Origin of the sequence: Umezawaea tangerina (assembly GCF_003002815.1) — a bacterium.
Classification (GTDB): Bacteria; Actinomycetota; Actinomycetes; order Mycobacteriales; family Pseudonocardiaceae; genus Umezawaea; species Umezawaea tangerina.
Window position 1 is genome coordinate 178,676 of sequence record NZ_PVTF01000011.1, and the last position, 11,806, is coordinate 190,481.

The 11,806-nt window shown below is 74.9% G+C and carries 6 protein-coding genes; all 6 read left to right on the plus strand.

Going from position 1 to position 11,806, the window contains the following annotated elements; all coding sequences use genetic code 11:
- The first annotated feature begins 296 nt into the window (after positions 1-296).
- Genes CLV43_RS33145 through CLV43_RS33170 form a run of 6 tightly spaced genes read left to right on the plus strand, consistent with a single transcriptional unit; the run spans position 297 to position 11,805 of the window.
- Entirely contained in the window at positions 297-1,715 is a 1,419-nt protein-coding gene (locus tag CLV43_RS33145; protein ID WP_211304674.1) for a 3-phosphoshikimate 1-carboxyvinyltransferase, read from the plus strand.
- Positions 1,709-2,983 (plus strand): aminotransferase class III-fold pyridoxal phosphate-dependent enzyme, encoded by a 1,275-nt coding sequence (locus CLV43_RS33150; protein WP_106192221.1) that lies wholly within the window; start codon positions 1,709-1,711, stop codon positions 2,981-2,983. Before CLV43_RS33145 ends, CLV43_RS33150 begins: the two co-directional genes overlap by 7 nt.
- Positions 2,980-4,197 carry a Coenzyme F420 hydrogenase/dehydrogenase, beta subunit C-terminal domain gene (locus CLV43_RS33155; RefSeq protein ID WP_106192223.1) on the plus strand — a complete coding sequence of 406 codons (1,218 nt, stop codon included), beginning with the start codon at positions 2,980-2,982 and terminating at the stop codon, positions 4,195-4,197. The genes CLV43_RS33150 and CLV43_RS33155 overlap by 4 nt, the downstream gene beginning before the upstream one ends.
- Entirely contained in the window at positions 4,194-5,237 is a 1,044-nt protein-coding gene (locus CLV43_RS33160) for a zinc-dependent alcohol dehydrogenase (protein ID WP_106192225.1), read from the plus strand. Before CLV43_RS33155 ends, CLV43_RS33160 begins: the two co-directional genes overlap by 4 nt.
- A complete protein-coding gene (locus tag CLV43_RS33165; RefSeq protein WP_106192227.1) occupies positions 5,234-7,120 on the plus strand; it encodes a non-ribosomal peptide synthetase in 1,887 nt (628 codons plus the stop codon). The genes CLV43_RS33160 and CLV43_RS33165 overlap by 4 nt, the downstream gene beginning before the upstream one ends.
- Positions 7,117-11,805, plus strand: coding sequence for a type I polyketide synthase (locus CLV43_RS33170; protein WP_106192228.1), 4,689 nt, complete (start codon positions 7,117-7,119; stop codon positions 11,803-11,805). Before CLV43_RS33165 ends, CLV43_RS33170 begins: the two co-directional genes overlap by 4 nt.
- Position 11,806 lies beyond the last annotated feature (1 nt).

Consider the following 11,806-nt stretch of genomic DNA (forward strand, 5'->3'; position numbering starts at 1 on the left):
GAGCCGGGTGCGCACCAGGAATTCCGATCCCCGCGCAGGCCTGGGATTCGATGGCGGAATCCCTGATGGTCCGGACGGGTGACCACCGCCGCGTTCGTTGACACCGCGTCGACGCCCCGTCTATGTTCGAATTCGAGGGCCGAAGCGGCCGGTATCGGGATTGGGAATCGACTCGACCCGGCGAATACCCCAAGATCTTTCCGATGGTTGTCCATCCTCTTTTTCGAAGTCATTCCCCTGAATGGGTCGGAGTCGATTTCCGGCGAATTCGACGTCGTGGAGAGCGAGATCTGCGAGTGAGCGTGAACTCCCGGTTCGGACGCCCGGTGACCGACTCGGCGGACCTGGTGGTGCACGGCCGCGACGCGATGCCCGGTGCCGCGGCCCGCGAGGTGGTCGTGCCCGGCGACAAGTCGGTGAGCCACCGGGCGCTGCTCGCCGCGCTGCTGCCCACGGCCCCGCCCGTGGTGACCATCGCGGGCGCGAACCTCGGCGGTGCGGTGCGGGCGCTCCTGCCCGCGATGCGGGCCCTGGGGTGGTCGGTCGAGGGCGACCGGACCGCGCTCGTGGTCCGGCGCGCCGACCGGCCCGTCGCGCAGACCCCCAGACCGCACCCGACCGGGGGCCGCTGGCCCGACGGTGTGCCGTACGTGCAGACCGAGGGGTCGAGCGCCGCCGCCCGGCTGCTGATCGGCGTGCTCGCCGGGACCGGTGTCGACGCCGTCGTCGACGGTGACGACGTGCTGCGGCACCGGCCGATGGACTGGGTGGTCGAGCCCCTCGTCGCGCTCGGCGCCGTCATCGACCACCTCGGCGAGCCCGGCCGCCTGCCGGTCAGGGTTCGCGGGAAGGTGTGGCGGTCGGGGTCGGTGGAGCTGCTGGTGGGGAGCGCGCAGGCGCGCTCGGCCGTGCTGCTGGCCGCGGTGGCCGCGCGGCTCCCGGTGGTGATCAAGCACCCGGTCCGCTCGCGCGACCACACCGAGCGGATGGTGGCCGCGTTCGGCGCCCGGCTGACCGAGTCCGCGCACGAGCTGCGCTACGACGGCGGCGGCGACGAGGTGCCGGGGTTCTTCGACGTCCCCGCCGACCCGTCACTGGCGGCGTACCCGGTGGCCGCGCGGCTGCTCTGGTCCTGCGAAGGGGAGACCACCGTTCCGGGGGTCTGCCTGAACCCGACCCGCCTGGGCTTCTTCGAGGTCCTCCGGGAGGCGGGCGCGGACATCCGCTACACCGACGAGCGGACCGGCGCGACGGGGGAGCGGGTGGGGTCGATCGTGGTCCGGGGCGGCCTGAACGGCGTGGAGTCCGTCCGCGTCGTCGACGCGGCCGTGCTCCACTCGCTGATCGACGAGGTCCCGCTGCTGGCCGCGGTGGCGGCCCGGCTGCCGGGCAGGTCGTGGATCGGCTGCGCGGAGGAGCTGCGGTTCAAGGAGACCGACCGGCTGGACACCACCGCGCGGATGGTCACCGCGTTCGGCGGCCGGGTCGAGCCCGCGGCCGACGGTCTCACGGTGGTCGGTGGGCTCCCTTTGCGGGCGGGGACCGTGCCCGGCTTCGAGGACCACCGCGTCGCGATGGCCGCGGCCACCCTGGCGATGGCCGTCCCCGGCACGACCAGGGTCACCGGCGGTGCCTGCCACCGGACCTCGTTCCCCGGCTTCGTCGAAGTGCAGCGCCACGTCGGCGCGTCCGTCACCGAGGAGGCGCGGTGCTGAGGAGCCTCACGGCGGTCACGGCCGTCGAAGCCCGGTCCACCGCGACCGTGCTCGGTCCCGAGTTCCACTCCGGTGACGGCCCGTGGCTGCACCCCCAGGAGGGCCCGGCCTGGTTCGACGCGACCTCGGGCAGCGGCGCGGTGACCTTGGGGCACCAGCATCCCGCGGTCACCGCCGCCGCGGTGGCGCAGGTGCGACGGCTCACCCACACCGGCTGCAAGCTCGGGTCCGACGCCCGCACCGCGCTCGTCCACCGGCTCGGGCTGCTCTCCCCGTACGCCGAACCCGCCGTGCTGCCCACCGCGACCGGCGCGGAGGCCGTCGAGTCCGCGCTGAAGATCGCCAGGGCCGCCACCGGGAACCGGGCCGTGGTGGCGTTCCGGCACGGGTACCACGGGAAGACGGCCGGTGCGCTCGCCCTGACCTGGCGCACGGACTTCAAGGCCTACAACGCCTTTCCCGACGACGTCGTGTTCACCGCCGACCTGCCCGACCCGCGGGTGGGCCCCGCCGACGTGGACGCCTTCGCGGTCAGCTTCGCCGCGGTCCTCGACACGGCGGAACGTGCCGGCGGGGTCGCCGCGGTCGTGCTCGAACCCGTGCAGGTGACCGAGGGCGTGCTGGACGTCGCGCCGACCGTGCTCGACGAGATCGCCCGGCAGACCCTGGCCCGCGGGGCGCTGCTCGTGCTCGACGAGATCTACACCGGCCTCGGCCGGGCGGGCCGGATGTTCACCGCCGGGCTGATGGCGGCACCCCCGGCGCTGACGCTGCTGGGCAAGACCCTCGGCAACGGCTTCCCGATCGCCGCGGTCGTCGGTGAGCGCTCCGTGGTGGACGCGCTTCCCCCCGGCGTGCAGACCTCGACCTTCTCCGGCGGCCCCGTCTCCGCCGCCGCGGCGTGCGCGGTGCTGGACGTCATCGCCGAACAGGACGTGCCCGCCCGCGCCCGCCGGCTCGGCGAGCGGCTCGCGACGGACCTGCGCGCGCTCGCGGAGCGGCACCGGTGGATGCGCTCGGTGCGCGCCGTCGGAGCGCTGGCCGCCTTCGACTGCGCGCCCGACGGGCACCCGGACCCCGCGGTGGCACGGGCGGTGCTCGACGCCGCGGCACGACGGCGGGTGCTGCTGTTCGGCGGCGGACCCGAAGGAGCCACGGTGAAGATCGTGCCCCCAGTGCTGCTCGACGACGAGCAGTACGAGTTCCTGCGCGGGGGCCTGGCCGCCGCGGTCCTCGCCGCCGACCCGGCCGGGGGAACGCCGCGATGACCTTCGAGCAGCTGGAGGAGGCGGTCCTGCGGCCGCTGCTGTGCACGGTGTGCGGTGCCTGCGAGCTGGCCTGCCCGCAGGCGGTGATCGGGTTCGACGGCCTCGACCCCGTGCTGACCGTGGACACGTGGACGGCGGCGGACTGCGGTGGCTGCACCGACTGCCTGGACGCGTGCCCCGGCCTGGACCCGGCGACGCCGGAGGCCGAGCGGCTGCTCTTCGGGCGCACCCGCGAGCCGGGCGAACGGTGGACCGGGATCTTCCGGGAGGTCGTCGCCGGGCACGCGGTGGACGAGGAGCTCTTCGCCGCCTCGGCCAGCGGCGGCTCGATCTCGGCGGTGCTGCAGTTCGCGCTGTCCACCGGGTTCGCCGACGTCGTGCTCTGCATGGGGCGCGAGCGGGACGAGCCGTGGCGCGCCTCGCCGGTGCTGGTCCGCGACTCCGACGAGCTGGCCGAGACCGCCCAGTCGACCTACCAGCTCGCCCCCTACCTCGGCGCGCTGCGGCGGGTGATGGACACCGAACCCGACGCGCGCGTCGCCATGACCGGCGTCGCCTGCCACGTCCAGGCGATGCGCAAGCTCCAGGCCATGGACACCCGCGCGGGCAAGTGGGCGCGCGAGCACGTCGTCCTGCTGGTCGAACCGGCCTGCTCGTCCAGCACCCGTCCGGAAGGGACGGCGGAGGTCATCAGGCAGCGGGCGCTGGTGCCGCTGGAGTCCGTGGTGCGCCTGCGCTACCGGGAGGGGGACTACCCCGGCGACATCGGCGTCCGCACCGACGACGGCGTGGACCACCGGGTGCCGTTCTGGCGCGCGGTCAAGGACTTCGCGGGCAACAAGACGCACCGGTGCCTGTCCTGCGGCGACTGGATGTCCGGGCTGGCCGACCTCAGCGTCAGCGACGGCGACCCGAACATCTTCGCGGCCAGCACCGGCGGGGGCGGGATCGCCAAGCACGGCCGCCTGTTCATCCGCACGGACGTCGGGGCCGCGGCCGTCGCACGGGCGCGCTCGCGCGGGTTCCTGGCCTACGGCCCGGTCGAGCTGGCGGGGCTGAACCTCGGGCTGGAGCGCAAGCGCAACCGGCGGGCCTCCTACGAGAGGTCGGAGGAGCCCATCGCCCACGGTCCCATCCCCGGTTACGTCGAGGAGCTGGAGATCATCCCGGACGAGCAGTGGCTCGCCGCGCCGGAAGTGGAGGAACGCCCGTGACGGCGGCGAGCGCCGTCCGGCGCCTGGTCGCCCACGGCAGTGCCGTGCCGCGGTGGGAAGAGGGGCCGCGCGCCGTGCCGGGCCACGGCGAGCTCGCGGTGCGCGCGGCCTACAGCATGGTGAGCCCCGGCACCGAGCTGCACTACCTGGACCGGTCCGCGCGCACCGGGGAGCGCTTCCCGCTGGGCTACTGCTCGGCGGGCGTGGTCGAGGCGGTCGGACCAGGAGTCAGTGGCTTCGCCGTCGGGGACCGCGTCATCGCCATGGGCTGGGGCCAGGCGGTGCACGCCGACGTCGTCACCGTCCCGTTCCGGTTGTGCCGCGGGGTTCCCGCGCACGTCGGCCTGGACGACGCCGTCGTGGCGAACCTGGCGGCGACGGCGGTGCACGCGGTGGACCGGGCCCAGCTGGACCCGGCCGACGAGGTGGCGGTGGTCGGTGCGGGCATCGTCGGGCAGCTGGTCGCGCTGACGGCGTCGGCGCGCGGCTGCCCGGTGTCGCTGCTGGACCGGCGGCCCGAGCGGTTGCACGCCGCCGCCGCGCTCGGCCCGCGGGTGTCGACAGGCGTGGGCTTCCCGGAGCGGACCGGGTCCGGTGCCGCCGCGGGCCGGTGCGTCTTCCTCTGCACCACGGGGGATGCCAGCACCACCCTGGTGTCCGCGGCGCGGTGGGCCGCCGCGGCGGCCGGCCGCCCCAGGCTCGTCGGGGTCGGCAGGTTCGAGGCGCGGGTCGCCTTCAGCGTGGAGCTGGGCAACCTCGACATCCGTTACGCGGCACGGTGCGGCGCCGGGTACCGGGACCACGACTACGAGCGCGGGCGCACCGAGGTGACCGCGCCGCCCGGTGAGGGCACGGTCACCGAGAACCTGCAACGCGCGCTCGACCTGGTGGCCGACGGGAGGGTGCGGGCCGACGCCCTGCGGCTGCCGCGGTTCTCGCCCGACGACGCGCCGCTGGTCTACGCGGCACTGCGCGAGCGGCCCGCCTACCCGACGGCGCTGTTCGACTACCGGCTGACGAAGGGGACGGTCGCTCCATGACGGCGGACCCGGTGCCCCTGACGCTCGCCCACCGGTTCGACGCGGTGGCGGCGCGCTTCCCCGATCGCGAGGCCGTGGTCACGCCCACGACCCGGTGGACCTACGCCGAGCTCGACGGGATCTCCCGGCGGATCGCGAGCTCCTTGGTGGACCGGGGACTCCGGCCCGGTGACCGGGTCGGGCTGCTCTTCCCGCACGAGGCCGAGATGATCGCGGCGCTGCTCGGGGTGCTGCGCGCGGGCATGGCCTACGTGCCGCTGGACACCGCCTACCCCGAGCACCGGCTGGGCCTCATGGTCGCCGACGCGGGCGTGCGGACGCTGGTCACGGCGAAGGAGCCCGCGGAGGTGGCGCGGCGGCTGGCCGAGGACCGGCCGGTGCTGGCCTACGACGAGCTGGTGCGCGGCGCCGCGTCGGGAGAGCCCGCCGCGGTCGAGGACGGCGACGCCTACGTGCTGTTCACCTCCGGCTCCACCGGCCGCCCGAAGGTCGTCCGGCAGACCCACCGCAACGTGCTGCACCACGCGCGCGCGTGGATCGACGGGCTCGGGATCACCCCCGAGGACCGACTGTCGCTGCAGTCGGCCTACAGCTGGGACTCCGCGGTGCAGGACACCTTCGCCGCCCTGCTCAGCGGTGCCGCCCTGTACCCGTTGGACTTCAAGACCCTGGGTGTCACGGGCCTGCTCGGCTGGATGGCCGCGGAGCGGGTCACCGTCTACCACTCGACCCTGCCGATCTTCCGCGCGCTGGTCGCCGCGATGCGCTCGCGCGGCGAAGGGCTCCCGGCGATGCGGATGCTGGCGCTGGGCGGCGACAGCGTGCACGACGCCGACCTGGAGGCCTACCGGGAGCTGTTCGGCGCGCACTGCGAGATCGCGGGCGCGTACGGCTCCTCGGAGTGCTCGTGCGCGTTGCTGCGCGTGGCGGGCCGCGACTACCGGCCGCCGACCGGGGTGTTCCCGCTGGGGTTCCCGGTCGCCGAGACCACCGTCCGCCTCGTCGACGGCGACGGCCGCACCGTCGACGGCGAAGGGGAGGGCGAGGTCGTCGTGGTGAGCCCGTACCTCTCGCCGAGCGCGCACGCCACCGGCGACGCCTACCCCACCGGGGACCTGGCCCGCCGACTGCCCGACGGCACGCTGCTCCTGCTGGGGCGCAAGGACTTCCAGGTGAAGATCGGCGGGATCAGGGTGGAGACCGCCGAGGTGGAGAGCGTGCTCAAGCAGCTGCCGGAGGTGGACGACGCGGTGGTCACGGCGTTCACCGACGCGCGCGGTGAGCTCCAGCTCGCGGCCTACGTCGTCACCGCGGGCGCCGCACTGCCCGGCACCACGGCGTTGCGCGCCGCGCTCCGGCTCCGCCTGCCCGACCACGCCGTGCCCACCAGGTTCGTGCGGCTGGACGCGCTGCCGGTGACGGCCAACCACAAGATCGACCGCGCCGCGCTGCCCGACCCGCGCGCGGCCGCCGGGGCACAACCCCGTCCGCTGCCGGGATCCCTTCGGCAGCAAGAGGTCCTGGCCGCCTGGCGCGACGTGCTCGACGTCGCCGAGATCGGTCTGGACGACAACTTCTTCGACCTCGGCGGGACCTCGCTGCGGATGGCCGCCGTGCACGAGCGGCTGACGCGCGTCGTCGCGCCGTGGCTGCGGATGACCGACCTGTACGGGGCACCGACGATCCGCCGCCTGACCGGGTTGCTCTCGGCGCCGCTGCCCGACGCCGACGGCGGCGCCCACGCGCGCGGCGCCCGCCGCCGCGCCCTCGTCCAGGCCCGGCGGGGACGCGCCCCGGCACACCGCCCAGACCCCACGACGGATTCCGCCGAGCCCCCCCGTCTCGCGTCGGAACCGGCCCACCGTCACTGGAGGATCGGATGACTGACCGACCGCACGACGACTCCCCGCCCGACGGCCGGATCGCGGTCGTCGGGCTGGACTGCCGCCTGCCGGGTGCGCGCGACCACCACGAGTTCTGGCGCAACCTCGTCGCGGGCGACAGCGCGATCTCCGAGGTGGACGACGAGCGGCTGCGCGCGGCCGGGGTCGACGAGGCCGAGGCCGCCGACGACCGCTACGTGCGCCGGGCGGCCGTGGTCGAGGACGTCGACCTGTTCGACGCCTCGTTCTTCTACCTCAGCTCGCGCGAGGCGGAGCGGATGGACCCGCAGCTGCGGCTGTTCCTCCAGTCCTCGTGGTCGGCGCTGGAGCACAGCGGCCACGACTCCGAGCGGTACGACGGCCGGATCGGCGTCTTCGCGGGCTCGTTGGCCGGCACCTACCTGCTGCACAACGTGCTGACCGGGCAACGGGGGTTCGCGGGGTCGCTGTCGCGGATGCGCGAGGACCAGGCCGCGTTGATGGGCAACGACCCGAACCACCTGAGCACCCGCGTGTCCTACCACCTGAACCTCACCGGCCCCAGCATCTCCGTGCAGACGGCCTGCTCGACGTCGCTGGTCGCGGTGCACGTCGCGGCGCAGAGCCTGATCGCGGGGGAGTGCGACGTCGCGCTCGCCGGGGGCGTCTCGTTGCGGTTCCCCCACGAGGCGGGCTACCGGCACGACGTCGACGGCATCACCTCGCCCACCGGGACCGTGCGCCCGTTCGACGCCGCCGCCGACGGCACGTTGTTCGGCAACGGCGTCGGCGTGGTCGTGCTGAAGCGGTTGGAGGACGCGGTGGCCGAGGGCGACACCGTGTGGGCGGTGCTGCGCGGCTCGGCCGTGGGCAACGACGGTGCCGACCGGGTCGGCTACACCGCGCCCGGCGTCGCGGGCCAGTCGGCCGTGCTCGCCGAGGCGCTGGCGGTGGCCGGGGTGGACCCGGCGACCGTGGGCTACCTCGAAGCCCACGGCACCGGGACCAGGGTCGGCGACCCGATCGAGTTCGACGCGCTGTCCAGGGTGTACCAGGTGGACGGAGCGCAGCCGCTGACGTTGGGCTCGGTCAAGGCGAACCTCGGCCACCTGAGCACCGCGGCCGGGATCGCCGGGCTGATCAAGTGCGTGCTGATGCTGCGCCACCGGACCCTGGTGCCGACGCCGCACTTCACGAGGTGGAACCCGGAGTGCCGGGTGGAGGGCACCCGCTTCCGGGTCGGCACGGAGGCGTCGCCGTGGCCCTCGACCGGGGCTCCGCTGCGCTGCGCGATCACCTCCACCGGGATGGGCGGGACCACGGCGCACGTCGTGCTGGAGGAGGCACCCGCGGCGCACCGCGACCCGTCGGACGAAGCGGCCGAGCCGCCGATCGTGCTGCTGCCGGTGTCGGCGAAGTCGCCCGCCGCGCTGGACCGGCTGTGCGCCTCGCTGGCCGAACACCTGGAGGGGGCGGAGGACCCCCTCGGGGCGGCAGGCGACCCGGCACTGCACGACGCGGCCCACACGCTGGCCACCGGGCGGCGGACCTTCAACTACCGCGCGGTGGTCACCGCGCCGGACCGGGCGACCGCGGCGCGGGTGCTGCGCTCCGGCGATCCCCGGCACGTGTACCGGGACTCCGGCCAGCCCGCCGAGCGGCCGGTCGTGTTCCTGTTCCCCGGTCAGGGCGCGCAGTACCCCGGCATGGGCGGCGGCTGGTACGAGCACCTGCCGGTCTTCCGCGACGTCGTGGACGAGTGCGCCGACCTGCTGGAGCCGCACCTGGGCCTGGACATCCGCGACGTGCTCTTCCCCCGGCTGACCGGCCACCGCGGCGAGGCGCACGACCTCGGCCGCACCGCGCTGACGCAGCCCGCGCTGTTCACCGTCGAGTACGCCCTGGCGAAGCAGTGGACGGCCTGGGGCGTGCGGCCGAGCGCGATGATCGGGCACAGCGTCGGCGAGTACGTCGCCGCGACGCTGTCGGGGGTCTTCGGGCTCCCCGACGCGCTCCACGTCATCGCCGAGCGCGGACGGCTGGTCGACGCGCTGCCCGCCGGGGTGATGGCGGCGGTGATGCTGCCGCCGGAGGAGCTGACCGCCTACCTCGGCCCGGAGGTCTCGCTGGCCGCGGTCAACGAGCCCGCGGTGTGCACGGTCTCCGGTCCGCGCGACGCCGTCCGCGAGCTGACCGCCAAGCTCACCGCCGACGGAGTCGCCCACCGCAAGGTGCCCACCTCCCACGCGTTCCACTCGGCGATGGTGGAGCCCGCGGTCGGCCCGCTCACCGACCTCGTGCGCGGGGTCGCCCTGCACCGCCCGCGGATCCCGTTCCCCTCCAACAGCACCGGCACCTGGATCCGCGACGACGAGGCCACCGATCCCGCCTACTGGGGCGGGCACCTGCGCGCCACGGTGCGGTTCGCCGACAACGTCGCCGCGGTGCTCGCCGATGGCGGGCACGTCTTCGTCGAGTCGGGCCCCGGACAGACGCTGGCCACCTTCACCCGGCGCCACCCCGACCGCGAGACCGGCGTACCGGTGCTGACCTCGGCGGCCCGCACCCGTGACGCCGCGGCCGACCTGACCGCCGTCACCACCGCGCTCGGCAGGCTCTGGGCGGTGGGCCTGCCGGTGGACTGGGCGGCCTACCACGCCGACCGGGGCCGACGCCGGGTGCCGCTGCCCACCTACCCCTTCGAGGGCGTCCGGTACTGGGTGGAGCCCGGCACCGCGGTGGCGGGCGGCACCGGGTCCGCCTGGTCGACCGCACCGGGCAAGCTCCCGCTGGACGAGTGGTTCTCCGCACCCGTGTGGCGCCGGGCGGTCGGGACGCTCGACGGCGACCGCGAGCCGCTCGCCGAACCGGTGCTGCTGTTCGCCGACCGGGACGGCACCGCGGACGGACTGGTCGCGCGGGCGTTCACCGGTGAGGTGATCAGGGTGCTGGCGGGCACGCAGTACAGCCGCACGAACGACGTGTGGACACTGCGGCCCGACGACGAGGACGACCACCTCAGGCTGGTCGGCGCGCTGCTGGAGGAAGGCAGGCTGCCGGAACGGGTGGTGCACGCCTGGTCGGTCGCGGAACTGCCGCCCGAACGCGGTGTCGAGCGGTTCGAGGCGGCGCAGCGCACCGGCCTGTACAGCCTGATCGCGCTGGTGAAGGCGTTCAGCGCGCACGGCGTGACCACCCCGGTCCAGCTCGACCTGGTCAGCGCCGGGGCGTACGCGGTCAGCCCGGCCGAGCCCGAGCCCGCCGCCGAGCTGGTCCCGCTCGCGGTGGCCGCGCGCGTGATCGGCCAGGAGCACGGGAACATCGGGACCCGGCACTTCGACCTCCCGCCGTCCAGGGACCCCGCCTCGCTGCGGACCCTCGCCGGTGAGCTGACCGGCTTCCGCCGTCCCGAGGTCGCGACCACCGTCCGGGGCGGGCAGCGCTGGGTCGCCGACCTGGAACCGGTGCGCGCCGACTGGACTGCCGGCGCCACCTCCCGGCTCCGCGAGCGGGGGACCTACCTGGTCACCGGCGGCCTCGGCGAGATCGGGTCGACCATCGCGGGCTGGCTGCACCGGGAGTGCGGTGCGCGGCTGGCCCTGCTCGTCCGGGAACCGCTGCCGCCGCGGGAGGAGTGGGACGCGTGGGCGGACGGCCACGAGGACGACGACGAGACGGCCCTGCGGATCCGCAGGCTGCGCGGGCTGGAGTCCGACGGTGTCGAACTCCTCGTGGTGGCGGCCGACGTCTCGGACGAGGACGCGATGCGGTCCGCGGTGGCACAGGTGCGGGCGCGGTTCGGCGGGCTCGACGGGGTCGTGCACGCCGCGGGCCTGCCCGGCGAACGGTGGGACAGGGCGGTCACCGCGGCCGACGCCGAGCAGTGCCGGTGGCACTTCCGGGCCAAGGCGCACGGCCAGATCGTGCTGGAGAGGGTGCTGGCCGACCACCCGGTGGACTTCTGCCTGCTGCTGTCCTCGCTGGCCGGGGTGCTGGGCGGGCTGCGGCTGCTCGGGTACGGCGCCGCCAACCACTTCCTCGACGCCGCGGCCGAGCGCGCCAACCGCGGGCTCGACCGGACGGTGTGGATCAGCGCCGCGTGGGACGTCTGGCAGCACCACCAGGACGAGAAGCGCGCGATCTCGGCGATCGGGCGCGGCATGGACGACAAGGCGATCCAGCGGGAGGAGGGGCTGGAGGCCATCCGGCGGCTGCTCACCCTCCGGGACGTCTCGCACGTCGCGGTGTCCACCTGGGACATCCGGCACCGCCTCGACCAGTGGGTGCGCGACGACCGGGTCTCCCGCCCGGCGACCTCGACCTCCGACGCCGCCGCGCGGCCCGCGGACGACGGCGAGCTCGTCGAGCGGATCGGCGCGCTGGTCCGCGAGGCGCTGGGGAACGAGGAACTGCCGCCCGACGGCGACATCTTCGAGGCGGGCGGCGACTCGCTGCTGATCGTCCGGCTCCTGTCCCAGGTCCGCGACCAGTTCTCGGTCGAGGTGCCGCTCGCCGACGTGCTGGCCGACCCGACCCCGGCCGCGATGGCGGAGCTCGTGCGGACCCGGCTGGAGGCGAAGGGCTCACAGGACCCGGTGGACGACATCGCGGCCCTTGTCGCCGAGCTGTCCCTGTTCGGCGAGGCGGAGATCGAGGCACTGCTGGCGGGTACCGGAGCGGCACCGGCCGCGGAACAGGAGCGCTGAC